Origin of the sequence: Candidatus Phytoplasma palmae (genome assembly GCF_046896035.1) — a bacterium.
In the GTDB taxonomy this organism is placed as follows: Bacteria; Bacillota_I; Bacilli_A; order Acholeplasmatales; family Acholeplasmataceae; genus Phytoplasma; species Phytoplasma palmae.
On the sequence record NZ_JBIPDD010000002.1, the window covers coordinates 17322 to 44051 of the forward strand.

At 23.6% G+C, this 26730-nt stretch carries 17 protein-coding genes; 8 read left to right on the forward strand and 9 right to left on the reverse strand.

Annotation, left to right across the window (positions count from 1 at the left end; translation table 11 throughout):
• Positions 1-53: 53 nt before the first annotated feature.
• A complete protein-coding gene (locus ACHMP6_RS00475; protein ID WP_412097570.1) occupies positions 54-1925 on the reverse strand; it encodes a DEAD/DEAH box helicase in 1872 nt (623 codons plus the stop codon).
• A gap of 545 nt (positions 1926-2470) precedes the next feature.
• Between ACHMP6_RS00475 and asnS the strand changes: the two genes are divergently transcribed.
• The 8 genes from asnS (at position 2471) to thrS (ending at position 12967) form a co-directional block, all read left to right on the forward strand.
• Positions 2471-3886: an asparagine--tRNA ligase gene (gene asnS, locus ACHMP6_RS00480; RefSeq protein WP_412097571.1), complete on the forward strand. Its 1416-nt coding sequence runs from the start codon at positions 2471-2473 to the stop codon at positions 3884-3886.
• 45 nt (positions 3887-3931) lie between these two features.
• A complete protein-coding gene (locus ACHMP6_RS00485; protein WP_412097572.1) occupies positions 3932-5047 on the forward strand; it encodes an ABC transporter ATP-binding protein in 1116 nt (371 codons plus the stop codon).
• A 2-nt stretch (positions 5048-5049) separates the two neighbouring features.
• Positions 5050-5991: a carbohydrate ABC transporter permease gene (locus tag ACHMP6_RS00490; RefSeq protein WP_412097573.1), complete on the forward strand. Its 942-nt coding sequence runs from the start codon at positions 5050-5052 to the stop codon at positions 5989-5991.
• A 12-nt stretch (positions 5992-6003) separates the two neighbouring features.
• Positions 6004-6915 (forward strand): carbohydrate ABC transporter permease, encoded by a 912-nt coding sequence (locus ACHMP6_RS00495; RefSeq protein WP_412097574.1) that lies wholly within the window; start codon positions 6004-6006, stop codon positions 6913-6915.
• On the forward strand, positions 6878-8494 hold the full coding sequence (locus ACHMP6_RS00500; RefSeq protein WP_412097575.1) for an extracellular solute-binding protein: 1617 nt from the start codon (positions 6878-6880) through the stop codon (positions 8492-8494). Before ACHMP6_RS00495 ends, ACHMP6_RS00500 begins: the two co-directional genes overlap by 38 nt.
• Positions 8495-8593: 99 nt before the next feature.
• Positions 8594-9532 (forward strand): DHH family phosphoesterase, encoded by a 939-nt coding sequence (locus ACHMP6_RS00505; RefSeq protein ID WP_412097576.1) that lies wholly within the window; start codon positions 8594-8596, stop codon positions 9530-9532.
• Between the two features lie 24 nt (positions 9533-9556).
• Complete coding sequence (gene mnmE, locus ACHMP6_RS00510; protein WP_412097577.1) at positions 9557-10939, forward strand: tRNA uridine-5-carboxymethylaminomethyl(34) synthesis GTPase MnmE; 1383 nt, start codon at positions 9557-9559, stop codon at positions 10937-10939.
• A gap of 102 nt (positions 10940-11041) precedes the next feature.
• Positions 11042-12967, forward strand: coding sequence for a threonine--tRNA ligase (thrS, locus tag ACHMP6_RS00515; RefSeq protein ID WP_412097578.1), 1926 nt, complete (start codon positions 11042-11044; stop codon positions 12965-12967).
• A gap of 70 nt (positions 12968-13037) precedes the next feature.
• On the opposite strand, the gene tuf is transcribed toward thrS, so the two are convergent.
• The 8 genes from tuf to rplJ all read right to left on the reverse strand — a co-directional run bounded on the left by tuf (position 13038) and on the right by rplJ (position 26610).
• Positions 13038-14252, reverse strand: a complete 1215-nt coding sequence (gene tuf / locus ACHMP6_RS00520) for an elongation factor Tu (RefSeq protein WP_412097579.1) — start codon at positions 14250-14252, stop codon at positions 13038-13040.
• A 121-nt stretch (positions 14253-14373) separates the two neighbouring features.
• The gene (gene fusA, locus ACHMP6_RS00525; protein ID WP_412097580.1) at positions 14374-16437 is read right to left on the reverse strand and encodes an elongation factor G; all 2064 of its coding nucleotides are present in this window, start codon (positions 16435-16437) and stop codon (positions 14374-14376) included.
• 59 nt (positions 16438-16496) lie between these two features.
• Entirely contained in the window at positions 16497-16970 is a 474-nt protein-coding gene (gene rpsG, locus ACHMP6_RS00530) for a 30S ribosomal protein S7 (protein WP_412097581.1), read from the reverse strand.
• A gap of 96 nt (positions 16971-17066) precedes the next feature.
• The gene (rpsL, locus tag ACHMP6_RS00535; RefSeq protein WP_412097582.1) at positions 17067-17489 is read right to left on the reverse strand and encodes a 30S ribosomal protein S12; all 423 of its coding nucleotides are present in this window, start codon (positions 17487-17489) and stop codon (positions 17067-17069) included.
• A 156-nt stretch (positions 17490-17645) separates the two neighbouring features.
• The gene (gene rpoC, locus ACHMP6_RS00540; protein ID WP_412097583.1) at positions 17646-21731 is read right to left on the reverse strand and encodes a DNA-directed RNA polymerase subunit beta'; all 4086 of its coding nucleotides are present in this window, start codon (positions 21729-21731) and stop codon (positions 17646-17648) included.
• A gap of 9 nt (positions 21732-21740) precedes the next feature.
• Positions 21741-25478: a DNA-directed RNA polymerase subunit beta gene (rpoB, locus tag ACHMP6_RS00545; RefSeq protein ID WP_412097584.1), complete on the reverse strand. Its 3738-nt coding sequence runs from the start codon at positions 25476-25478 to the stop codon at positions 21741-21743.
• 149 nt (positions 25479-25627) lie between these two features.
• On the reverse strand, positions 25628-26020 hold the full coding sequence (rplL, locus tag ACHMP6_RS00550; RefSeq protein WP_412097585.1) for a 50S ribosomal protein L7/L12: 393 nt from the start codon (positions 26018-26020) through the stop codon (positions 25628-25630).
• An 89-nt stretch (positions 26021-26109) separates the two neighbouring features.
• Complete coding sequence (gene rplJ, locus ACHMP6_RS00555; RefSeq protein ID WP_412097586.1) at positions 26110-26610, reverse strand: 50S ribosomal protein L10; 501 nt, start codon at positions 26608-26610, stop codon at positions 26110-26112.
• Between the last annotated feature and the right edge of the window lie 120 nt (positions 26611-26730).

Below are 26730 nucleotides of genomic sequence, written 5' to 3' on the forward strand. Positions count from 1 at the left end.
AAATATTTTTTTTCTTTTTAAAATTATAAAATTAAATTTAATTATTAACTCAATTATATTATATAATTTTTTTCAAGATCTTTTTTTACTTGTAAAATTATTTTATAGTCATACAATATATTTAAAAAATGATATTTTAAAAAACCGCTTTGTTCTTTTCTTAAAAAACTACCTGGTCCTCTTATTTTTAAATCAAATTCACTTAATTTAAAACCATTATTTTCCTTTTGAAAAATTTTAAAACGTTCATTATCTTTTTCTGATACTATAAAACAATAATTTTCTTTATTATTTCTTCCTATCCTTCCTCTTAATTGATGCAATTGGCTTAAACCAAAATATTCTGCCCCTAAAATAATAATTGTAGTTACATTTTCAATATCAATTCCTACTTCAATAATTGAAGTTGCTATCAAAATCCCCTTATTATTATTAGTAAAATTATACATAATTTTTTCTTGTTCTTCGAATTTTTTTTTACCATGCAATGAATAAAGATTTTTAATTTTGTTATTTTCTAAAAAAGAAGTTATTTTTTCGATATTGTAAATTTTTTTGCTATCTTTAATAGCTGGTACTACTATATATGTTTGTTCTTTTTTATATTGATTTTTGTTTAAAATATTGATAATTTCATTAAAATCAATTTTTTGAGTTATTATTTTACTTTGTTTTATATTTGGTTTTTCTATTAATAAAGAAGTCGATAAGAAACCTAGATAAATTGAAGCTAAAGTTTTAGGTATTGGTGTAGCTGTTAAGTATAAAATATCTGATGGAATATTTTTTGCAGTTATTTTTTTTTTAATTTCCGTTCCGAATTTATGTGTTTCATCTATAATTATTAGGCCTAAATTCGGTATATCTAAATTTGATAATATGTGTGTTCCGAAAATAATTTGTATATTATTTTTTTGAATTTCTTGTTTTATTTTTTTTAAATTTTTAGTTTTAGAACTTAAACAAAATGATTTTATTTCAGGAAAAAAATTTTTAAAATTAGAATAATGTTGTTTGGATAAAATTTCAGTTGGCGCCATCATAACAACTTGTTTTTTTTTCGCTATAACTGCTATGGCTGAAATAAAAGAAATAATTGTTTTTCCTGAACCTACATCTCCTTGTATTAATCTTTGTGTATAATGTTGTTTTTGAAAATCATCAAAAATATCATCTATTATTTCTTTTTGATTTTTAGTTAATTCAAAAGTAATTTTTTTTATTATTTTGTTTATAAATTTTTCTTTATTATTAAATATTAAAGGAATTTTAGAAATAAGATGATGTTTTTCTTCCATCCATTTTTTATTTATTTTTAAAGCTTCTTCAAATTTAAATCTAATTAAAGCTTGATTTAATGATTGTTTATTTTGGGGAATATGTAAATTTTCAAAGGCTTTTTTTCTACTTATTAAATTATATTTTTTTAAAAAATTATTATTTAAATTTTCTTTAATAATTAAGCGAGGAGAATGAAAAATTTTTTTTAAAAAATTACTTATTTTTTTATCGGGAATTTTTTTTAATTTATAAATAGGTTGTATTTGATTAGCAATATTAGTATTTAATGAAACAAAAGAAGCTATTACGCAATTTTCGTATAAATAATATTTTCCTTTTATAAAAATATTTGTTCCTAATTTTAAAAAGTTAAAAAAGAAACTATTAAAAATTAATATTTTGACTATTTTTTTATTTACTAAGATTGAAATTTTTAAATAATTTTTTTTTTCTGATTTATTTTTTAAAAATATAGGTTGATTTATTATTTTTCCTAATAAATTAACTTCTTCTTTGTGAAAAACTTTGTTTATGTCATTTAAAATAAAATTTTTGTATTTTTTAGGTTTAGTTAAAATTAATTCTTTTATATTATGTATATTGTTTTGAATTAATTTTTTATTTAAATCACAATTATTAAACATTTTATGAATTTAATTTCATTTCTTTGATATTTTAAAATTTATTTTTAATAAATATATTTATATGAAAATATAATAATTATTTTGAAATTATTTGATTTTAAAATTAAATCTAATTTTTTATTAAAACGAAATAATAAAAATTATAACACATTATTTGAAAATATTTTTTAAAATTATTTTTTTTAAAATAAAAAATTTTAATTATTTTAATTATAAAAATATATTTGATTTCCTTTTTTAATTATTAATATAATTAATATATTATTGATATAATATTGTTATATAATAATATCAATAGAACAAATTTATTTTCTTATATTTTTATTTTATAATTTATAATTAATTTTTTGCATGATAAATTTTTATTTTTTATTGTTTTTGAAAAATAAGAATAGAATATTATTGATTATCATTCTTTAAATTTTTTATTATTTAATAATTTAATTTATTTTTTTCAATATATTGATTTTTTGATTTTTTAAATTAAAAATTTATATTATTCGTTTTTAAATATTTTAAAGAGAGTGAATTTTTAATAAAAAAATATGTGTTTATTTTATTCTGTGAAAAAAATTAATTGTAAATATGATTATTTACAAAATACAAAAAAAACAATTTGCGTAAATGGTTGGATTAAAAATTGTCGTTTTCAAAAAGAAATATTTTTTATTGATTTGAATGATGGTTCCTTTATAGAAGATTTACAAGTTGTTTATAAAAATAATTCTAAAAATAATATTGATTTAAAAAAAATAAAAGAAAATTTACAAATTGGTGCAGCTGTTTGCGTAGAAGGAATTTTGGTACCTAATTTTAAAATTAAAAGTAATTTTGAATTATTATCTTCTAAAATAATTTTTTTAGAAAAAAATGTTAATGACTATCCTATTCAACCAAAAAATCATTCTAAGATTTTTTTGCGTCAAATAGCTCATTTAAGACTAAGAACAAAATTATTTGGTGCCGTTTTTAGAATAAGAAACTCAGTTTCTTTCTTTATTCATGAATTTTTTCAAAAAGAAGGTTTTTTGTATGCTCATACACCTATTATTACTACTAGCGATGGAGAAGGAGCGGGAGAATTATTTAAAGTAACTTCTTTGGATTTGGCTAAAATAAATTTAAATGAAGAAAAAAAAATTGATTATAAAAAGGATTTTTTTGCTCAACCTACTTTTTTAACTGTAACTGGACAATTAGAAGGCGAGGCTTTTGCTATGGCTTTTAGTAAAATTTATACTTTTGGTCCTACTTTTAGAGCTGAAAATTCTAATACTCCGAGACATATTTCTGAATTTTGGATGATAGAACCTGAGATGGCCTTTTGTGATTTGCAACAAAATATAATTGTTGCTCAAAATTTAATACAATATGTTATTAAATGTTGTTTAAAAAATAATAAAAAAGATTTGGAATTTTTAGAAAATACACAAGAAAATAATTTAATCAAAAAATTAGAAGAAACAGCTTATTTACCAAAATTTTTACAAATAAAATATAAAAAAGCTATTCAAATTTTATTAGATAGTAAAATTAATTTTGAAAAAAAACCTGTTTATGGTGAAGATTTATCGTTAGAACATGAAAAATTTTTAACAGAAATTTTCTTTAAACAACCAATTTTTGTTATTGATTGGCCTAAAAAAATAAAAGCTTTTTATATGAAAAATAATTTAGACAATGAAACAGTAGCTGCTATGGATTTATTATTTCCCAAGGTTGGTGAATTAATTGGCGGATCACAAAGAGAAGAAAAGTTAGAAGTTTTAGAAGAAAAAATGAAAGAATTTAATATTTCTTTTAAAGAATTACAATGGTATTTAGATCTTCGTCGTTTTGGTAGTTGTATTCATTCTGGTTTTGGTATGGGATTAGAAAGGTTTTTAGTTTATTTAACAGGGTTAGATAATATTAGAGATGTTATTGCTTTTCCTAGGACTCCTAAAAATGCTCTTTTTTAATTTCATTTTAACTAAACTTTAAGTAAAATAATTAAGGAATTTATTATGGCTATTAAGTTAAAGAATGTTTCAAAAATTTTTATCAATGGTAAGAATAAACAAAAATATTATGCTGCAAATAAAATTAATTTAGATATACCCACAGGTAAATTAGTTACTCTTTTAGGTCCTTCTGGTTGTGGAAAATCAACTATTCTTTATATGATTGCAGGATTGATGAATGTTTCTGAAGGAAAAATTTTTTTCGATGATAAAGATGTAACTAATATACCTCCTGAAAAAAGAGGAATTGGATTAGTTTTTCAAAATTATTCTTTATATCCTCATATGACAGTAAGACAAAACATTATGTTTCCTTTACAAAATATGAAAATTCCTATTTCTGATATCCAAAAAGAAGTCGAAAGAATTTCTATTTTATGCTCTATTGAAGAATATTTAGATAAAAAGCCTTCTGAAATTTCAGGAGGACAACAACAAAGAGTTGCTTTAGCAAGAGCTTTAATTAAGAAATCTAAAATATTATTATTAGATGAACCTTTATCTAATTTAGATACTAGACTTCGTTTAAAAATGAGAGAAGAAATTAGAAGAATTCAACAAAAAACTAAGATAACAGCTATTTTAGTAACTCATGATCATGAAGAAGCTATGTCTATTAGTGATCATATTTATGTAATGAATAAAGGGTGCATACAACAAAATAATGTTCCTAAAAAAATTTACGATGATCCTAAAAATTTATTTGTAGCTTCTTTCTTAGGTGTTCCTTTTATTTCTGTTTTTAATGGTAAAATAGCCAATGGTAAAATATACATTGGAGATAGTGTTATTTTTGCTAATAAAAAATTTAAAAATTCGGAATTTAATAATAAATATTGTATAAAAGAAGTGTATGTAGCAATTAGGCCTGAAGGATATTTTTTAAAAGAAAATGGAGTTTTTGAAGTAGAAGGAATAACTATAGAAAATATTGGCAGAGAATTAATTTTATTAGCTAAAAATATTAATTCTGTTTATAAAAATTTTCAAATTATTATTCCTAATAACATTACTTCTTTATTAAAATTGGAAAGCGTTAATAAAATTAAATTTAGATTTAATATTTTAGAGAATAAATTTTTTATTTTTGATAAAATTAGTGGTAATAGGATTGTTTAAAAATGTTTGAGATTATAGGTTCTAAAAATAATAAACATTGGCTTTATCTAGCTCCTGCTTTAATCATTTTATTTGTTTTTACTTTTTATCCTTTAACTAAAACGATTATTATTTCTTTTAATAGTCATTATGATAAATTTAATGATATTTTTGGTTTAGGAATAAGAAATTTGTTTAGTTTTATAAATTATAAAAATGTTTTTAACGATTATGAATTTAGGTTCGCTTTAGTAAACACTTTAATATTGGCTTTATTTTCGGTTCCTATTTCTTTGGCGTTAGCTTTGTTAATAGCTTTATCTTTAAATAGTTTAAAAAATATTTTTTTAAAAAATATATTTAAAACCGTATTTTTTTTACCTTTTTTATCTAATGCTGTTGTTATGGGAATGGTTTTTAGTGTTTTTTTTTATTATAATTTTACTTTTATTTCTAATAAACCTGATGGTTTGTTTAATAGTTTTTTATCTTTATTTGGTATTAAATCTCAAAATTGGGTAAATGCTTCTGCTTCATATAGTAATAAAATGTTTGCTTTAATTTTTTATAATGTTTGGACTAGATTATCTTTTAAAGTTTTTGTTTTTATTTTAGCTTTACAAGATATTAATAAATCTTATTATAATTCCGCCAAAATAGATGGAACTTCTAAGTGGCGTATTTTTTCCAAAATTACTTTACCTTTGATAATGCCTATTATTTTTTATCAATTTATTATAGAGATGTTATCTATTTTTAAAGAATATGAATCTGTAGTCGGTTTGTTTGGTAAGCAATCAAATTATAAAATACAAACTATTGTAGGTTATATTTATACTCAATTATATAGTTCAAGTGTTGATTCTTATTCTAAAGGAGCAGCTGCAGCTGTAATATTGTTATTGATTTCTATTTTATGTACGACTATCAGTTTTTATTTTTCGAAAAAAAGAATTGATTATTAAGGTATTAAAAAAATGAACAAAAATAAATTATTTTTTATAAAAAAATTTTTTTATAATTTTAAAATGAAAATTAAAATATTTAATTATTTGAAATTTTTTCAATATTTATTGTTAATTTTTTTTGCTGTATTTTTTATTTTCCCTTTTTATTTGATGATTGTGACATCTTTTAAAAGTATAGATGATATTGCGCAAAACAATGCATTATCTTTGCCTAAGTATGGTTGGCATTTTTCTAATTATAAAAAATCCTTCTTTGATTCTTTTCATTTTTTGAAATATTTTATTAATACTTTTAGAATGTCTTTTTTTTCTAGTTTATTAGGAACTTTATGTTGTATTTTAACTTCATTTGCTTTAAATATTTTAAATTTTAAATATAAAAAAGTTATTATTATGCTTTTGTTTTTATGTTTAATGATGACTAGTGAAACTTTAGTTTTACCTAATTATAGGACTGTGTCAAGTTTGAATTGGATTGATACAGGTAAAAGTAATAATATTATTTTTGGTACAGATTATGCTATGATTTTCCCCTATTTAGTTAATGTTGTTCATATTTTTTTATTGATGAAAAGTTTTGAACGTGTTCCAAAAGAATTATATTATACTTCTAAATTAGATGGTATAACAGAGTGGCAATATTTATGGAAAATTTTAGTACCTTTAACTAAACCTACTATTATTTTAATTTTTATTTTTAGAATAGTATCGGCGTGGACTGCTTATGCTTGGCCAGAATTAGTAGGAGCTAAATTGTTGACTAATATGATGAGAAAAGTATTTGATTCTGAAACTGGGATTGATGCTGTTAATATTCAAATGGCTGCTTCTGTTTTAATTAATTTACCTTTATTTTTTATTTTTATTTATTTTAAAAAATATATTGTCTCCGGGGATCAAAGAAGTGGTATTAAAGGATAATAAAAGAAATATTTTTATTGTTTTTTTGTTTTTTATTGTAACTATTATTATTGTTATTTTTTTTAATTTTTTAAGAATATCTAAAACTGTTAATTTTTTTGAGCAATATAATGAATTAGAAAATTATGTTGCCAAAAATTTCAATAATAAACAAAAACAAAAACAATATTTTGAAAATAAAAATAAAAAAACGAAGATTGTTTTTTGGCATAATTTTTCTGTTAAAGAACACCAAATTTTAAAAAAAATAATTGATCAATTTGAACAAGATTTTCCTAATATCGAAGTTGTAGATTCAGAAAAAGGCAATTGGGGACAAATTTATAAAAATGTTTCAAATTCTTTGTCTGTAGATAAACAACCTCATTTAGTTTGTTCTTATCCCGATCATGTAGAGTTTTATTCTAAATCCAATAAAGTAATTCCTTTAAATATTTTTATGAATCATGATCAGGATTACATTTCTTCTTTTAAAGAACAATTTTTTCCTTTTGCTTTAAATTCTATGAATTTAAAAGGAACTCAATATGAAGGTGAAAATTTTTATTATGTTCCTTTTTTAAAATCAATTGATGTACTTTTTTATAATAGTGATATTATGAAGAAAATTAAATCAGAATTGCATAATGATGATGAATTAAATGCATTAATAGATGAAAATGGAATTATTGCTTTTAATTCTGGATTTACTTGGGACAAAATGGAAAAAATTTGTCAAAAAATGAAAAATATTAAAAAAGATCAAGATTTTGTTCCTCTTTTAGTGGATAGTGAAGCAAATTTATTTTTTGCTTCTAATGAATCTAAAAATGTCAAATATCCTTCCGATAGAACAGAAATAGAAAGTTATTTTAAAAATCAACAAAATAAAAATATTATTGAATATTTTAAAACTAATTTTTTTGATAAAGGATATATGGTTACTTCTAGTTTAAGTGGTGAAAAAAATAGTAGAGATTTATTTGTGGAACAAAAAGTTGGTTTTTTTATTACTTCTACCAGAAGAATAGATTCAGTTTATAGTCCAAATTTCAATATAGAGATGACTTTTATGCCAAAGTTTAATTCTGAAACATATTTTAAAAACCTTTTACAGGGTTCAAATGTCAATTTATTTTATTCTAAAGATAAAGATGAAATGTTGGCTTCTTGGTTGTTTTTGAAACATTTAATGTCTGAAGAAACTTATATCAAATTAATCCAAGAAAAAGGTGGTTTGATTATAGTTCGAAAAGATGTAGTTAATTTTTTTAATAAACAAAAAGAAGAAATAAAATCTTATATAAAACAGTTAAAAGAAGAAATTAATAAAAACTTAACTGATAAAGAAAAAGTAAACGAATTGGGAATTGAATTATTAAAAAATAAATTTCTTATAAATTTTGCTTTACCAGTTGCAAATGCTCAAGATTATATTGTTTTTTTTACTAATCCTGTTTTTGAAAATTCTAGTTTTTTTAGAAATGTTATAAACGAATTATTTTTAGAAATTTTAACTCTTGATTTGAAAGAGAATGAGTTATCAAAAAGAATAGATTATTTATTTCATGAGGCTTATAGGAGAATGATAACTAATTAATGAATTTATTTATTTTTTGAATTTTTTTTATTTTTTTGATACAAACAAAATTAAAAAAAATAATTTTAATTCTAAAGAAAGAAAAGATTAAAAAATAAAATGAAATTTATTAGAAAATATATTGAATTATTTGACACTATTATAATTCATAGTCATAGAAATCCTGATGGAGATAGTTATGGTTCTCAATTGGGATTAAAAAATATAATAGAAACCAATTTTCCTTACAAAAAAGTTTATGTAGTAGGTGAGGTAAATAATAATTTATCGTTTTTAGGTAAAATGGATATAATTCATGATGATGTTTATAAAAATGCTTTAGTTTTCGTTGTAGATTGTGGTCAAAGTAATGTTATTAGTGATTTAAGATATAAATTAGGAAAAAAAATTATTAGAATAGATCATCATTTATTGATTGAAAATATTGGAGATTATCAATGGGTTGATAGTTCTTTTGCTTCTTGTTCTGAAATGGTTTTCTCTTTTAAAGAAAAAAATAATTTTAAAATAACTCGAGAAGGAGCGTTACCTTTATATGTTGGAATAGTTACTGATACTGGTAATTTTCGATTTGAAAGAGTTAATGAAAACACTTTAAGAATAGCTTCTGAATTATTAAGTTATAAAATAAATATTTTTGAAATAGATAAAAAAATTAATATCCAAAATTTAAATCTTTTAAGATTTCAAGGATTTGTTTTAAATAATTTTATAGCTGAAAAAGGATTTATTTATTTTCAAACTACTATTACTGAGGTAGAAAAATTTAATTTAACTATTGAAAAAGCTTTTTCGATAGTGAATATTTTAAATAATGTTGAAAATTATCCTGTTTGGGCCTTTATTATCAAATTATCTAATGGTAATTGGAAATTAAGTATTCGTTCTTTAGGACCGAAAATAGATGATATAGTTAATAAATTTGGTGGTGGAGGACATTTTAGAGCTTGCGGAGTAATTGTTAAAACAAAAGAAGAAGTTGAAAAAATTATAATATTATTACAAAAGTCTATAAGCGATTATATGGAAAAAAAATAATAAATAAATTTTTGAGGTAAAAAAATGTTTTTAGAGGACACTATTGCAGCTATTTCAACTCCTTTAGGTACTGGAAGTATTTCTATTATAAGGATTAGCGGACCGGAAGCTATTGAAAAAATCGGCAAAATATTTAAATTTAAAAATAGTAAAAAAAAAAATAATTTATTAAAAGAATTATCTCATACTATTCATAATGGTTTTATTTTAGACGACAAAGGAGAAATTTTAGATGATGTTTTAATTTCTATTTTTAGAAAGCCAAATTCTTTTACTGGAGAAGATACTATAGAAATTAATGCTCATGGAGGAATTTTGATAACTCAATTATTATTGGAAAGAGTTTTATCTTTGGGTATAAGAATGGCTTGTCCTGGTGAATTTAGTAAAAGAGCTTTTTTAAATAATAAAATAGATCTTACTCAAGCAGAATCTATAATGGATTTAATTCATGCTCAAAATGAAAAAGCTTTAAAATTAGCTCAGTTTGGGCTACAAAAAAATACTTTTAAATTGGTTTCTGAATTACAACAAGATATTTTAACTTTATTAGGCGAAATAGAAGTTAATATTGATTATCCTGAATATGATGATATTCCAAATATTACTAATCAAAATATTCTGTTTCGAACGAAAATTTTAATTGATAAAATTCAAAATATTTTAAATTGTTCTATTAAAAATACTTTTATTAAAAACGGAATTAAAACATTAATTATTGGAAAGCCTAATGTTGGCAAATCCAGCTTATTAAATGTTTTATTAAACGAAGAAAGATCTATTGTTTCTGATATAGCTGGTACAACAAGGGATTTTGTTTCAGAAAATATAAATATTAACGGTATTAATTTGAATTTAATTGATACAGCTGGGATTAGAGAAACTCAAGATGATTTAGAAAAAATAGGAATTCAAAAAGCTAAGAAAATTTTAAAGGATGCAGAATTAGTTTTGTTAATATTAGATCAAAGTAACGTTTTAGAAAGAGAAGATGAATTTTTATTAAAATTGACTGAAAATCATTTTAGAATTTTAATTGGTAGTAAATCAGATTTACCTAATAAGTTAAATATTTCTTCTTTAAAAGAAAATGTTATTTTTATTTCTAATATTACAAAAAAAGGCATTAACTCTTTAAAAGAGAATATTTTAAAAATGTTTAAATTAAATAAAGTTAAAAGCAAAGATTTTAATTATTTTTCTAATGCTAGGCACATTAAACAATTAAAAATAGCTTTAAATTCTTTAATAATGATGAAGAAAACAATTACAAAACAATTAATGCCTATCGATATATATACTATTTATTTAAAAGAAGCTTATGAATCTTTAGGTGAAATTTTAGGTTCTAATGTTAAAGAATCTTTAATTAACGAATTATTTTCTAAATTTTGTTTAGGAAAATAATTTTTATTTAAAGAATTTGTATGATTAATTTTGAAAATAAATAATTTTAAAAAAAATTTAATTATTATAATTGAAAAGGTTAATATAAAAAAAGATAATATTATGATTAATATTAAATTAAATAAAAATTTAATTCAATCGTTTCCTTGTAAAATTACTCCTATAGAGATAATAAGACAAAATTATTTTAATTTGGATTCTAAACCTATAGCAGCTTTATTTAATAATGAATTGATAGAATTGAATAGAGAAATAGATCAAAATGGTTGTTTAGAAATTATGACTATTAAAGATCAAAGAAGTATAGAAATTTTAAATCATAGCACTGCCCATTTATTAGCTCAAGCAGTTAAAAGGATTTTTCCTAAATCTCTATTAAATATCGGACCTACTATAAAAGAAGGTTTTTATTATGATATTGATTTTTTAGATTATCATATTTCTGAAAATTCTTTAATCGAAATAGAAAAAATGATGCATTTGATTTCTAAAGAAAAATTAGATATTATTCGTAAAGAAATAAATATAAAAGAAGCTTATGAATTGTTTTCAAATAATCCTTACAAAATACAATTATTAGAAGAAATCCAAGAATCAAAAGTTAGCGTTTATTTTCAAGGAGAATTTTTTGATCTTTGTCGCGGAATTCATCTTATTAATACTAATATTATTCAAAATTTTAAACTTTTAAAAATATCTGGTTCTTATTTAAAAGGAAATTCATTAAATAAAAAATTAACTAGAATTTATGGAATTTCTTTTTTTCATCCTAAGGAATTAAAAAATTATTTAAAATTATTAGAAGAAAGAAAGCAAAAAGATCATAAAAATATAAACAAAGAACAAGAATTTTTTATGTTAACTCCAGATGTTGGTTTAGGATTTCCTTTGTGGTTGCCTAAAGGAGCTACTATTAGACGTATTATAGAAAGATATATTGTTAATAAAGAATTAGAATATGATTATCAACACGTTTACACTCCTGTTTTAGCCAATATTGAATTATATCAAACATCAGGTCATTTAAAATTATATAAAGAAAATATGTTCCCTATTATGAAATTGCAAAATGATGAAAAAATAGTTTTAAGACCTATGAATTGTCCTCATCATATGATGATTTTTAAGAAAAAATTACGTAGTTATAAAGATTTACCATTTAAAATAGCTGAATTAGGTATGATGCATCGTTATGAACATTCAGGCGCTGTTTCGGGTTTACAAAGAACTAGAGCAATGACTTTAAATGATGCTCATATTTTTATTACAGAAAATCAAATTGAAAATGAAATTATTAAAATTATTAATTTTATTTTTGAAGTATATAAAGATTTTAATATTACTGAGTATTATTTTAATTTAAGCACTAGAGATGTTAATAATAAAAAAAAGTATTTTGAAAATGAATTAATTTGGCAAAGATCTGAATTTATTTTAAAAAATATTTTAACAGAATTAAAAATCCCTTTTAAGGAAAGTGTAGGGGATGCTGCTTTTTACGGCCCAAAGATAGATATTCAAGTTTTAACAGCTTTAAATAATGAAGAAACTTTATCTACTGTTCAATTAGATTTTTTGTTGCCTAAAAAATTTAATTTAACTTATGTTGGTTCAGATAATAAAGAGCATAATCCTATTTTAATTCATAGAGCTATTATTTCTACTTTAGAAAGGTTTGTTGCTTTTTTAATAGAAAAAAACAAAGGATTTTTCCCTTTATGGCTAGCTCCTGTCCAAGTAGTCTTAATTCCTATTAATAATATTAAATATTTAAAATATACTCAAAAAATTAACAAAATATTTAAGAAGAATAATTTTCGTTCAGAAATAAACGATAAAGACAACAGTTTAAGTTATAAAATAAGAGAATCTCAAAAAAACAAAATACCTTATCAAATTGTTATAGGAGAAAAAGAGTTGTTAAATAGTACTTTAACTTTTAGAGAATACCGAAGCAACTTATCTCAAACTGTTTCAATTGAAGAATTTATTGATATTTTTAATAAAAAGATTAAAGAAAAAAAATAAAAAAAATCATAAAAAATTAAATTTTTTATGATTTTTTTATTAAATTTAAATAGTTTTTTATTTTTTTTTATTATTTTGTTGGTACAGTAGTAGCGTCAGTATCAATATCAGTTACCGTTCCAGCTCCTACAGTTTTACCGCCTTCTCGAACAGCAAATTTAGTACCTTTTTCTAAAGCTATTGGATGTATTAGAGTAACATTTATTTCTACTAATTCTCCAGGCATTACTACTTTAATCTTAGGATTTTTTATTTGTATAACACCTGTTACATCAGTTGTTCTCACATAAAATTGAGGTCTATAATTATTTGTGAAAGAGGTTGTTCTACCACCTTCTTCAGCTTTAAGAACATACATTTGAGCTGTAAATTTCAAATAAGGTTTAATAGAGCCTACTTTTACTAAAACTTGCCCTCTTTCCATTTGTTCGCGCGAAATACCACGTAATAAAACACCTATATTGTCGCCCGCTAAAGCACCTGTAGAATCTAAGCTTTTACGAAACATTTCTAATCCTGTAACAACAGCTTGTTTAGTTGGTTTTATTCCTACTATTTCTACTGTATCTCCAACTTTGACTTGTCCTCTTTCAACACGTCCTGTAGCTACTGTTCCTCTACCTGTAATAGTGAAAACATCTTCTATAGGTAATAAAAAAGGTTTTTTCATTTCTCTAATTGGTTCTTTAATATAATCGTCTAAAGCTTTAATTAATTTTTCTATGCTTTTAGTATATTTACTATCACCTTGAATAGCTTTTAAAGCTGAACCTCTAATAATTGGCACATTTTCATAATCAAATTTATTTGCTTTTAAAACATCTTTGATGTCCATTTCTATTAAATTTAAAAGTTCGTCATCATCTACTAAATCACATTTGTTCAAAAAAACTAATATTTTAGGCACTCCTACTTGTTTTGCTAGTAAGATATGTTCTTTTGTTTGTGGCATAACACCATCAGATGCAGAAACAACTAAAATACTTGAATCCATTTGTGCTGCACCAGTAATCATATTTTTTATAAATTCAGAATGTCCAGGACAATCTACGTGAGCATAATGTCTGTTTTCCGTTTCATATTCAACATGAGTAGCGTTAATAGTTATACCACGTTTTTTTTCTTCTGGAGCTTTATCTATTTGCTCATAATCTTGTTTTTGTGCTAAACCTTTTAATGATAAATAATGCGTTATTGCTGAAGTTAATGTAGTTTTTCCATGATCTACATGTCCTATTGTTCCTATATTGATATGTGGTTTATTTCTTTTAAATACAACAGCCATTTTAAGGCCTCCTTTGATTATTTGTGTTTTTTTATTTATTGTTTGAATTTTAATTTATGAAAAATATTAAAAATAAATAAAATTAAAATTATAAAAAAATAATAAAATTATTTTTAAATCTTTAATTTCGTTCTTTAATTATTTTTTCAGTAATGTTTTTAGGTGTTTTTTCATAATTTAAGAATTGCATTATAAAACTTGCTCTACCTTGTGTGTTAGATCTTAAATTTGTAGCATACCCAAACATTTCAGACAAAGGCACTAAAGATTTAATATAAAAACTATTATTACGATTTTCTTGATTTTCAATTCTTCCTCTTCTAGAAATTAAATCACCAATAACGTTACCTACATAATCATCAGGTGTTATTATTTCTACATTCATTATTGGTTCTAAAATAACAACACCGCCACTGTTTTTCGTTTCTTTTAAAGCTAAAGAAGCAGCTATTTTAAATGCTATTTCAGAAGAATCTACATCGTGATAAGAACCATCTAATAAAGTTGCTTTTACATCTATTAAAGGGTAACCAGCAATAATACCATTGGCTAAGGATTCTTCAAGACCTTTTTTAACTGCAGGAATGTATTCCCTTGGAACAACACCACCTACAATTTTGTTTATAAATTCAAAACCCTTTCCTTCGTTAGGTTCAAAACGAATATTAACATGTCCATATTGACCTCTACCACCTGATTGTCTTATAAATTTTCCTTCTGTTTCCGTAACTTTCGTTAAAGTTTCTCTATAAGATACTTGAGGTTCGGCTACGTTGGCTTGTACTTTAAATTCTCTTTTTAAACGGTCCATTATTATATCTAAATGTAATTCTCCCATTCCAGCTATAATGGTTTGACCAGTCTCATGATTTATATGTACTTTAAATGTAGGGTCTTCTTCAGATAATTTACCTAAAGCAACAGATATTTTGTCTTGATCGTTTTTAGTTTTTGGTTCTACTGCTATTTCTATAACTGGTTCTGGAAAATTCATAGATTCTAAAACTATAAAATCATTTTCTAAAGTTAAAGTATTTCCTGTGTTTGTGTTTTTTAAACCAATAATTGCAACTATATCTCCTGCGTTAGCTTCTTTTATTTCTTTTCTTGTATTTGCATGCATTTGCAATATACGTCCAACTCGTTCTCTAATGTTTTTAGTTGTATTTTTTACATAAGTGCCTGTTTTTATATTTCCTGAGTAAATTCTTAAAAAAGTTAATCTACCTACAAAAGGATCTGTCATAATTTTAAAAGCTAAAGCTGTAAAATTTGGATCCAAAGGATTACGAATTAATTTTTGATTATTTTCATCTAAACCTTCTATTGGTGGAATATCCATAGGTGAAGGTAAGTAATCTATCATTGCGTCTAGAATTTTTAGAACTCCTTTGTTTTTAAAAGAAGATCCGCATAATACAGGAAAAAAATTAACATCAATTGTTGCTTTTCTGATAACTTTTTTTAATATATCTGAATTTATTTCTTTATTTTCTAAAAATAAATTTGTTAAATTGTCATCAAATTCAGATAATACTTCAATTAATTCTTTTCTTTTTTTTAAAGTTATTTCTTTTAAATTTTCAGGAATATTTATTTCTTTATTATTTTCGTTAGGTGAACCGTCATATTCATAAGCTTTCATTTCTAAAAGATCAATAATACCATTAAAATTATTTTCTTTTCCTATAGGCCATTGAATAGCAGCAACTTTAACTCCTAATCTGTCTTTTAAAGTTTTTATAGCGTAATCAAAATCTGCACCTATTTTATCCATTTTATTAACAAAAACAATTCTTGGAACTTTATATTCTGTAGCTTGTCTCCAAACAGTTTCAGTTTGTGGTTCTACTCCTGCTTGTGCATCAATAATTGCTATGGCAGAATCTAATACTCTTAAAGAACGAGAAACTTCAACTGTGAAGTCTACATGCCCTGGAGTATCTATAATATTAATTTGATGTTTTTTCCAAAAAATAGTTGTAGCAGCAGATGTGATTGTTATTCCTCTTTCTTGTTCTTGTTCCATCCAATCCATTTGCGAATCACCGTCATGAGTTTCTCCGATTTTATGAATCTTACCTGCATGAAATAAAATTCTTTCTGTTGTAGTTGTTTTACCAGCATCAATATGAGCCATAATGCCAATATTACGTATTTTTTCTAATTGTTTTTCTCGTCCCATAATAATAATAAAATCTCCTTGTTAATGTAGTTAATAGATGTGTAATCAAATTTATTAAATTAAGAATAACGATGATATGCAAAAGCTTTGTTAGCTTCAGCCATACGATGCATATCTTCTTTTTTCTTGATTGCTAATCCAGTTCCTAAAGAAGCATCTATAATCTCTTTAGCGAGTTTTTCTGTCATAGTTTTTTCATTACGTTTTTTAGCACATTCAACTAACCATCTTAATCCTAATGATTGTCTTCTTTTAGGAATAACTTCGGAAGGTATTTGATAATTTTGACTTCCTATAGCACGATTACGTACTTCTAAAATTGGCATAATGTTATTTAAAGCTTTGTTAAAAACATCTATAGGTTCTTGTTGTGTTACTTTTTTTACTTTTTCAAGAGCATTATATAAAATGGTTGTAGCAGTACTTTTTTTACCATCTTTCATGATAGTATTTATCATTTTCGATATTATTTGAGAATTATAAACAGTATCTGAAGATATATCTCTTTTATAAACATTTTTTTTACGAGACATAAAATTTTACCTTATTTTAACTTTCTTTTAGAATTGTAATTTTTTTGTTATTTAATAGTAATTATTTAAAATAATTACCTATTAAATAACAATTTTTTATTTTTTATTAGTGTTTGTTTTTTTAGCACCATATCTGGAACGACTTTGTTTTCTATTATTTACTCCAGTTGCGTCACGAGCACCTCTTATTATTTGGTATCTTACTCCTGGTAAATCTTTTGTTCTTCCGCCTCTTACTAAAACAACGCTGTGTTCTTGTAAAGAATGGCCTATTCCAGGAATGTAAGCAGTTACTTCGGTTCTATTGCTTAATCTTACTCTAGCTACTTTTCTTAAAGCAGAGTTAGGTTTTTTTGGAGTTAAAGTAGAAACTTTAATACAAACGCCAGCTTTTTGAGGAGAATTATATTGTTTGTTTTTCTTTTTTAAGCTATTAAAACTGTATCTTAAAGCTGGTGATTTTGATTTAAAGTTTTTAGCAGTTCTTTTTTTTCTTGTTAATTGGGAAATAGTAGGCATTTAATAAACCTCTTTTATAGATTATTTTGATAATTATTTTTGAATTTTAGTATAAAATTGTAGACAACTAATTATATCTTTTTTTGTTATAAAAATCAATGTTTTGTATATTATTTCAATATAAATATGAATAAAATTTATTTAATTTTTGTAAATTTAAATTTTATTTTTTTTTGTTTTTTTAGGATATTTAAAAAGAATAGAATCTAAAATACCTGTTCCAGCTGGAATTAATCCACCTACAATTACATTTTCTTTTAATCCATATAAAGGATCTGTTTGACCTTTTATAGCTGCATCTATTAAAATTTTAGTAGTTTCTTGAAACGAAGCTGCTGATAAAAAAGAATCACTTTTTAAAGAAGCTCTAGTGATTCCTAATAAAATAGGTTTTCCTACAGCTAGATTTTTGTTTTTTTGAATCATTACATCATTAGCTTTTTTAAATTCTTTTGTAGAAATTTCTAAACCAGGTAAAAGATTAGTATCTCCGCTAGAAATAACCATTATTTGTTTAAACATTTGTCGAACAATTATTTCTATATGTTTATCACTTATTGTTACACTTTGGGATTGATATACTTTTTGTACTTCTTCTAAAATATATTTTTGAGTTTCTTGTGTATTGCTTGTTCTTAATAATTCTTTTATATCTATAGAACCGTTAGTTAATTTTTGTCCTGATTTAACATGCATATTTTCTTTTACTAAAATTTCTGTATTAGGATAAGTTATATAGCTTATTTCTTTTGTTATGTCTGTATCTGGAGAAATAAAAATTTCAAATGAATTTCCGTTAATATTTTTTATTTTAGTTATAATTCCGTCATATTCACTTATTATTGCTTGTCCTTTTGGTTTTCTTGCTTCTAATAATTCTTGAATTCTAGGTAATCCTTGAGTAATATCTGAAACTGATAAAACTCCTCCAGTATGAAAAGTTCTCATAGTTAACTGTGTTCCTGGTTCTCCTATAGATTGAGCTGCTATAACTCCAACCGCTTCTCCTATTTCTACATCTTTATTTGTAGCTAAGTTTAAACCGTAACATTTAACACAAATACCATGTTCACAATTACAAGTCAAAACACTTCTTATTTTTACTTTAGTAATTAATGAATCGCAAATTTTTTTACTAATTGATCTAGTAATTAATTGATTTTTTTCAATTATAAGATCTTGCGTAATAGGATTAAATATATTTTCAGCAGAGTAACGACCAAAAATACGCTGTTCTAAAGTTATAATTTCTTTATCATCTCTTTTAATTGTTTCTACTGTAAAATATTTATCACTGAAACAATCTTCTTTTGTAATAATATTATCTTGCGCTACATCTACTAATCTTCTTGTTAAGTATCCTGATTCTGCTGTTTTTAATGCTAAATCTATAGACACTTTACGAGTTCCATGAACAGAAAGGAAAAATTCAGCTACTGTTAGACCTTCTTTAAAAGAACTTTTTACTGGTATTTCTAAAATTTCTCCTTTAGGACTGTTCATTAAACCTCTCATTCCAGATAACTGAGAAAAATTTGAAGCATTTCCTCTCGAACCACTGTCACTTATCATAAATAGATTGTTATCTTTATCAAATTCTTTAATTAATCCTTCTTGTATTTCATCTCTAACATTTTTCCATTCTTGAATCACTAATCCTTTTTTTTCTGAACTTGTTAAAAAACCAGAATCATACCATTTGTCTATTTCTAAAATTTTATTTTCTACTAATTCTAATAATTCTTCTTTTTTAGAATAAATATTGATATCACTGTATGAAATAGTTATTCCAGACATTGTAGAATATTTAAAACCTAAATCTTTAATATTATCTAAAATTTCTGCTGTTTTTGTGTTATTATTTTTTTTAAAAACACGAGTTATAATCATAGAAAGAAATTTCTTTTTAAAAGGTTCTATATATTCTGCTTTATCTAATTTTTCTCTAGGGTGAGTACCTTTAGAAATAAAATAAATATCTGGAGTTTTATTTTCTAAATTAAAAGCAGTGGGTTCTTGGATATAAGGAAAATCAGAAGGTAAAATTTGATTAAAAATTAATTTTCCTAGCGTAGTAATTAAATATTTTTCTTTTTGTTCTTCTGTAAAATAAGAATTAATATTTTTTGGTTGCACTAATATTCTAGTGTGTAATGCAATTTCTTTGTTAAAGAATGCTAATTCAGCTTCTTTTAAATCTGAAAAAATTTTTCCTTCATTTCTATGTTTTTGTTTATGAATTTTATTTTTTTCTTCAGCATTAAAACCTGTTAAAACACGGTCTCTTTTTTCTTCTATAGTTAAATAATAATTTCCTAAAACCATATCTTGAGAAGGCGTTAACACAGGGTTACCATTTTTAGGATCTAAAATATTGTTTGAAGATAACATTAATAAACGAGCTTCTGCTTGCGCTTCCAATGAAAGAGGTAAATAAACGGCCATTTGATCGCCATCAAAATCTGCATTAAAAGCTGGAGTTACTAAAGGATGTAATTTTATTGATTTTCCTTGCACTACTTTAATACTAAAACATTGCATTCCTAAACGATGCAAAGTTGGTGCTCTATTTAATAAAATAGGATGTTCTTTAACAACTTCTTCTAAAACAGTCCAAACGTAATCGTTCATTTTTTCATATAAAAGTATTGCACTTTTTTTATCTATTCCTTTTACTTTTTGTAACTTATTTAAAATAAAAGGTTTAAATAAAATAACAGCCATTTCTTTCGGAATACCACATTCGTGTATTTTTAATTCTGGTCCTACAATAATAACTGATCTAGCAGAATAATCTACTCTTTTTCCTAAAAGATTTTGACGAAAACGACCTTGCTTTCCTCTTAACATTTCTGATAAAGATTTTAATGGTCTATTTCTTTCTAAATTAGAATTATTTTTTTTATTCATTTTGACATTATCAAATAATGAATCGACAGCTTCTTGCAACATTCTTTTTTCATTTTTGATGATTAATCTTGGAGCTTTTTGTTTGATTTGTTTTTTTAATCTATTATTACGATTTAAAATTCTTCTATATAAATCATTAATATCAGTAGTAGCAAAACGTCCGCCATCTAAAGGAACAATAGGTCTTAAATCTGCAGGTAATACAGGAATAACATCCATTACCATCCATTCAGGTTTATTATCAGATTTGTTAAATGATTCTATAATTTCTAATCTTCTAATGACATTGATTCTCTTTTGTTTTGAAACATTATTCAAGAGATGTCTTAATTCTTTAATAGTTTTATTTAAATCTAAATCTTCTAATAATTTTTTAATTGCCTCAGCACCTGTAAGAGCGATAAAATTATCTCCATATTTTTCTAAGTAATAACTATATTCTAATTCAGATATTATTTGTCTTTTTTTTAAATTAGTATGTCCTTGTTGCATTACTATATAAGAAGCATAATAAATTATTTCTGTTAATTCTTTAGCTTTAATTCCTAAGAGAATAGCTATTCTACTTGGAGAGCTATTTGCATACCAACTATGCACAATAGGAGAGCATAGTTCAATATGACCCATTCTTTCTCTTCTTACTTTTTGCTCTGTTAATTCTACTTCACATTTTGGGCAAATTGTATTTTTTTGTAATGTTTGTTTTTTTGTGCAAAAACATTGCAAGTCTTTTGTAGGGCCAAAAATCTTAGGACAAAAAAGTCCTCCTATTTCTGGTTTCGCTGTTCGATAGTTTATAGTTTCGTAATTAATTACTTCACCATAAGACCACTGTCTTATTTCATGAGGAGAAGCTAACCTAATTTTAAAATAATCATATTCACGACTACCGTATTCTTTTGTAGATTCGTATTTTTTTTCTTCTGAAGTTGTTTTATTTTTTTTTAAATTATTTTCTTTGTTTTTTGATGATTTATCATTATACAATGTTAATATATTTTTTATTTGTTCGTAATGATTATTATTATTTTTAAATAAATTAAATAAAATATTAGGTTCGGTTTTCAAAAAAGAAAAACTATCTGTAATTCCTTTTTGTTGTAATATTTCTTTTATTTCTTGATCAAAACCTAAATTTTCTAAAGAATTCGGTAAAAAATATTTTTTTAAAATAGGAATTATTTTAAAAAAAGTTTTTTTCGTTAATAAAGAATTTAAGTCTGTTAAATTGTAATAATTAAAATCTTTTAAAGAATTTATGCCGATTAATTTTAATTCTTCAATTTGATTTTTTGAAATAAAAAAATCTTCAATTTTTTGATTTAAATTCATGATTAATTATTATTGCTCCTTATTCGTTTGAACCAAAGAAAAATGAACTTTATTTTCTTTAGTATTGGATTTTATTAATTCTACATGCAATCCTAGAGCTTGTAATTCTTTTGAAAATACTCTAAAACTTTCAGGTATTGAAGGTTTTGGTAAACATAATCCATTAACAATAGCATTGTAAGTTTTATTTCTTCCTATAATATCATCGCTTTTAATTGTTAGTAATTCTTGTAATATATTAGCAGCTCCAAATGCATATAATCCCCAAACTTCCATTTCTCCAGTTCTTTGTCCTCCAGGTCCGCTTTGCCCTTGTCCTCTAGTTGCTTGATTTGTTATCAAAGTGTAAGGACCTACGTTTCTAGCGTGTAATTTATCATCTACCATATGTGATAATTTACTTATATAAAGAACACCTACAGAAATTTTATTGTCATATGGTTCTCCTGTTCTTCCGTCATATAAAGTTACTTTTCCATCTAAAGGTAAATTAGCTTCTTTCATGATTTCTTTTAAGTCTTCGTTATCAACTCCATCAAAAACGGGAGTTGCTACTTTAATGTTTAATTTTTTAGCAGCAAGTCCTAAATGCATTTCTAATATTTGTCCGATATTCATTCTACTTGGAACTCCTAAAGGATTTAAAATTATATCTATAGGAGTACCATCTTCCATATATGGTAAGTCTTCTTTAGGTAGCACTAGCGAAATAACTCCTTTATTTCCGTGTCTTCCTGCTATTTTATCTCCTGCTTTAATTTTTCTTTTTTTAGCTATATAAACTTTAATACATTCTTTTATTCCAGGATTAGATAAAACATCTCCTTTTTTAACTGAAAAATATTCAACGCTTTGCACAATACCTTCTTCTCCAAATGGGACTCTCAAAGAAGCATCTTTATAATCTCTTGCTTTTTCGCCTATAATTGTTTGAATTAATTTTTCATAAGGGGTTGGTTCAAAGAATCCTTGTGGTATAATTTTTCCTACTAAAATATCACCCTCTTTTACTTCAGATCCAGGTATAATGATTCCTCTTTCGTCTAAATTTTTTATCATATCGGCGTTTACATTAGGAATTTCTCTTGTTATTTCTTCTTTTCCTGAACCTTTTTTTAATTCTCTTGTATGTATTTCGTATTTATTTATATGTATTGAAGTATAAATATCTTCTTGTACAAGTCTTTCAGATATACCAATAGAATCTTCATAATTATATCCATGCCATGTCATGAAAGCTACTAAAACATTTTTCCCTAAAGCTAATTCTCCTTTTTCAGTAGCGTGACCGTCTGCTATAATATCTCCTTCTTTGATAAATTCGTTTTTTTGTACTATAGGTTTTTGTAAAATTAAATTATTTTGGTTAGATTTTAAAAAATTATTTAATTCATAAACTTGTTCTTCTTTTTTGTTGTTGACAATAATGATTTTAGTTGCATCTACATAAGAAACATAACCATCTTCTTTTGCAATAACTAAACAACCTGAGTCTTTAGCTATTCTGTATTCTATCCCAGTTGCTACTATAGGAGATTCAGGAATCAAAAGTGGTAAAGCTTGTCTTTGCATATTAGTACCCATAAGAGCTCTAGATGCATCGTTATGTTCTAAGAAAGGTATTGAAGAAGTTGCTACAGAAACTATTTGTTTTGGGGAAACATCTATGTAATCTATTTTTTTTACGTCATAAACCCCTGTTTCTCCATTTCTTCGAGCTATAATTTTTTTTTCTAAAAGAACATTATTTTCATCTAATTTTAGAAGAGAATCAGCTGATGCAATAATTTTGTCTTCACTTTGAATTGAAGTTAAATATTCATATTCATGAGATACTTTACTTTCTTTATTTGAATGAATTACTTTTAAAAAAGGTGTTTTTAAAAAACCATATTGATCTACTTTAGCATATGTAGATAATGAAGAAATTAAACCTATAGAAGGACCTTCAGGTGTTTCAATAGCACAAAACATTCCATAATAAGAATTTTGAACGTCTCTTACTTCTATCCCTGCACGATCACGATCTATTCCTCCTGCACCTAATGCTGAAATTCTTCTTTTTTGTGTTAATTCTGCTAATGGATTTATTTGATCCATAAAATGAGACAACCTAGAACTACCAAAAAAATTTTTAATAACCATGGAAAGTGAAGAAAAATTAACTAATTCTCCTGGTGTTGTTGAATCGAATTTGCTAATAGACATTCTGTCTTTGATGTTTTTTTCAGATCGAGTTAAACCTATACGAAATTGATTTTTTAAAAGTTCTCCTATTAGTCTTAATCTTCTATTACCTAAATAATCTATATCATCTGTATGACCTACATTGTCATAAAGATTTAAATAATAACTAATACTAGCTATAATATCAGATAAAACAATATTTTTTTTATTTTCTTCTTGATTATTTCCTAATATTTTTATTTTTTTCTGATTATTATCTTCATCTGTAATATAAACTTCTAATACTTCATTTAAAACACTTTTATTGTTTTTAGATTCTTTATTTTGATATTTTTTATAATTTAAAAGAAATTTTACGATTTTTGTTTTTATAAAATTTTTATTTTCTTTTAAAATATTTATTACTTTATTATCTAATAATGTATCAGCGGGTATTAAAATTTCTCCTGTTTGTAAATTAAAGATGTTATTTTTTATATAAACTTCATCATTAGAATTATTTTTTTTATAAATTAAATTTATATTATTTTTATTATTTTCATTTTCTAGATTAATTTCACTATTAATTGTTTCTACTTTAAAACAATGACGATAATTTTTTAATTTTTCTATAATATCTTTATTTACTAAAGTGTTTTTTTTCACAATAATATTTTGTGTTTCTGGATCTATTATATCTTGAGCTAAAATAGTATTTTCAATTCTGTTCAAAACATCTAATTTTTTGTTTATTTTATATCTTCCGACAGACGATAAATCATATTTTTTTCTATCGAATAATCTAGTTCTTATGAAATCTTTAGCTGAATTAATTGAAACTTTTTCTCCTTGGTGTAATTTTGAATAAAGTTCCATTATAGAATCATTAGTATTAGAAACATTGTCTTTTTGAAAACTTATATTTAAAAGATCATTTTTTCCGAAAACTTTTTCTATTTCTTCTTGATTATTTAAACCTAAAACATGAATAAATTTAGTTAAAGGAATTTTTTTAGAACAATCTAATTTAGCGTAAAGAACATCTTTATTACTTTGTTCATATTCTATCCAAGCTCCTCTTGTAGGAATAATTTGCGCTTCATAACGTTTTTTATTTGTTTTAATATCTAATTTTTCAGAAAAATAAATACCTGAAGAACGTATTATTTGTGCTATTACTACTCTTTCAGTTCCATTAAACACAAAAGTACCAGAAGGAGTCATTAAAGGTAAATCTGTCATTAATACGCGGCTTTTTTTAACTTGTTCTGTTAATACATTTTCCAATGTTACTTCTGCAAATAGTTCTGAACAGTAACTGAAATCTCTTTTTTTAGATTCTTTAACATTTAATTTAGGTTGTTCTAAAAAAAAATCATCAAAATATAATTTTAAATCTCCATTATAACTTTCTATAGGAGAAATTTCATTTAAAGATTCACGAATTCCCTCTTTTAAAAATGACTCAAAAGAGTCTTTTTGTATTTTAATTAGATTTGGCAAATCTACATCAAAATTAATTTTTGAATAATTACGACGTTCTACTTTAGTACCATATTTGACGTTACGATATTTTTTCATTTATAAAATGCTCCCAATGTTTTTTGAAATTTTTTTCTGAATTATAAATATATATAGATAAAAATTAATAAAAATTATTAAGTTTTTTGAAACCAAATAGATAATAAAAACCTAAGATATATTTCACCTTAGGTTTTTAAAAAAAAATATTATTTTAATTCTACTGTAGCGCCTAATAATTCTAATTGTTTTTTGATTTGTTCAGCGTCTTGTTTGCTAACATTTTCTTTAATTATTGAATCAGGAGTTTCAGTTAAATTTTTAGAATCTGATAATCCTAAATTAGTTATATCTCTAACTGCTTTAATTACTGCAATTTTATTGCTTGGTTGGCCGAAAGTTTTAAGTATAACTTGGAATTCTGTTTTTTCGTCTTGTTCAGATTTTTGTTCTGAATCTTTTTGACTTGTTGTGGATAAAATAGCAGAAGGGTCAATTCCAAATTCTTCTTTTATTCCATCTACTAATTCTTTTATTTCTAATAAAGTCATGCTTTTTAATGATTCTATGAATTTTTCTTTATTTAATTTTAATTTAGACATTTTTTAAATCCTTCTTTTACATTTATTTATATATTTTTTATACTAAAAATATTTAAAATTTCAATATTAAAAATAAATTAAATTTTAAATTATTTATTTTTAAAATTATCTTTTTTTATTAATAAATCTAATGATATTGCTAATTCTTTTAAAGTTATTAACATACTTGATGATAACATTGCTAATAATACTTCTTTTGATGGTAAATTTGCTATTTCTTTAATCATTTTTTCTGTATAAAATTTATCTTCAAAAATTCCTGCAATAATTTTCAAAAATTTATTAGTTTTAGTAAAATCATACAAAATTTTAATAGGTTCTACTGAATCTTGATTATTTATTAATAAAGATTTAGAATACTTTGTTAATTCTGATATTTCTTTTTTGTTTGCAATTTTAAAAGCTCTTTTTATTATATTGTTTGGATATAATTTAATTTTACTATCGAATTCTCTTATTTTTCTTCTTAAATTAGTGATATTACTTACTTTTAATCCTTGACTTTCGAATAAAACTATTGATTTTGAATTGTTAATGTCTTGAACTAATAAATTTACTTCTTCTTTTTTTTTAATAATAGAATTTGACATGATTTAATTATCATTTCCTTCTTTAATTTATTTTTTAAAACAATAAATATTTCAAATTAAACAACTAAAAAATATTTAAACAAAATAATTGTTTAAAAATAAATAAAAAATATATTTTTT

Bases quoted from the DNA above. Each gene is read 5' to 3' on its own strand.
- rpoC (WP_412097583.1), bottom strand. From the start codon at position 21,731: ATGAATTTAAATCAAAAAATTGAAGATTTTTTTATTTCAAAAAATCAA.
- fusA (WP_412097580.1), bottom strand. From the start codon at position 16,437: ATGGGACGAGAAAAACAATTAGAAAAAATACGTAATATTGGCATTATG.
- asnS (WP_412097571.1), top strand. From the start codon at position 2,471: ATGTGTTTATTTTATTCTGTGAAAAAAATTAATTGTAAATATGATTAT.
- mnmE (WP_412097577.1), top strand. From the start codon at position 9,557: ATGTTTTTAGAGGACACTATTGCAGCTATTTCAACTCCTTTAGGTACT.
- tuf (WP_412097579.1), bottom strand. From the start codon at position 14,252: ATGGCTGTTGTATTTAAAAGAAATAAACCACATATCAATATAGGAACA.
- rpoB (WP_412097584.1), bottom strand. From the start codon at position 25,478: ATGAAAAAATATCGTAACGTCAAATATGGTACTAAAGTAGAACGTCGT.
- rpsL (WP_412097582.1), bottom strand. From the start codon at position 17,489: ATGCCTACTATTTCCCAATTAACAAGAAAAAAAAGAACTGCTAAAAAC.
- ACHMP6_RS00485 (WP_412097572.1), top strand. From the start codon at position 3,932: ATGGCTATTAAGTTAAAGAATGTTTCAAAAATTTTTATCAATGGTAAG.
- thrS (WP_412097578.1), top strand. From the start codon at position 11,042: ATGATTAATATTAAATTAAATAAAAATTTAATTCAATCGTTTCCTTGT.
- ACHMP6_RS00505 (WP_412097576.1), top strand. From the start codon at position 8,594: ATGAAATTTATTAGAAAATATATTGAATTATTTGACACTATTATAATT.
- rplJ (WP_412097586.1), bottom strand. From the start codon at position 26,610: ATGTCAAATTCTATTATTAAAAAAAAAGAAGAAGTAAATTTATTAGTT.
- rpsG (WP_412097581.1), bottom strand. From the start codon at position 16,970: ATGTCTCGTAAAAAAAATGTTTATAAAAGAGATATATCTTCAGATACT.
- ACHMP6_RS00475 (WP_412097570.1), bottom strand. From the start codon at position 1,925: ATGTTTAATAATTGTGATTTAAATAAAAAATTAATTCAAAACAATATA.
- ACHMP6_RS00490 (WP_412097573.1), top strand. From the start codon at position 5,050: ATGTTTGAGATTATAGGTTCTAAAAATAATAAACATTGGCTTTATCTA.
- ACHMP6_RS00495 (WP_412097574.1), top strand. From the start codon at position 6,004: ATGAACAAAAATAAATTATTTTTTATAAAAAAATTTTTTTATAATTTT.
- rplL (WP_412097585.1), bottom strand. From the start codon at position 26,020: ATGTCTAAATTAAAATTAAATAAAGAAAAATTCATAGAATCATTAAAA.